The sequence below is a fragment of the Paenibacillus maysiensis genome, assembly GCF_000520815.1.
Taxonomy (GTDB): Bacteria; Bacillota; Bacilli; order Paenibacillales; family Paenibacillaceae; genus Paenibacillus; species Paenibacillus maysiensis.
On record NZ_ASRY01000005.1, the window covers coordinates 1 to 551 of the forward strand.

Genomic DNA, 551 nt, shown 5'->3' on the forward strand with positions numbered 1-551 from the left:
GCAGAGCGGGAAGCGCCCGTGCTCAGCAAGCGAGGGAGAGGCCGTTTCGTACAAGCTCCTTCGAAGGTGCGTGCAAACGTGCCGACCGTTGAAGCAACTTCTGATGCAAAACCGCTGGATATCGCGATCATCGGCGTATCCGGCCGCTACCCGGAGGCGCAGAACCTGCGCGAGTTTTGGAAAAACCTGCGCGACGGTCGGGACTCGATCACGGAGATTCCGGCTGACCGCTGGGATCACAGCCCGTATTACGACGCCGACAAGCGCAAACAGGGCAAAACGAACAGCAAGTGGGGTGGCTTCCTCCAAGATGTGGACAAGTTTGATCCGCTGTTCTTCAACATCTCCCCTCGCGAAGCGGAGTTCATGGACCCGCAAGAGCGGCTGTTCCTGCAGACTGTCTATGAAGCGATGGAAGATGCGGGCTACACCCGCGATGCGCTTGCCAAGCACCGCGCCTATGGGCTCGACGGCAATGTCGGGGTGTTCGTCGGCGTGATGTATGAAGAGTATCAGCTGTACGGGGCGCAGCAGACGCTGCTCGGCAAGCC

General features: G+C 59.9%; 1 protein-coding gene. It reads left to right on the forward strand.

Going from position 1 to position 551, the window contains the following annotated elements; genetic code table 11:
- Positions 1-551: beta-ketoacyl synthase N-terminal-like domain-containing protein (locus L696_RS28025; RefSeq protein WP_425339294.1), on the forward strand; the 551-nt coding region annotated here is incomplete at both ends.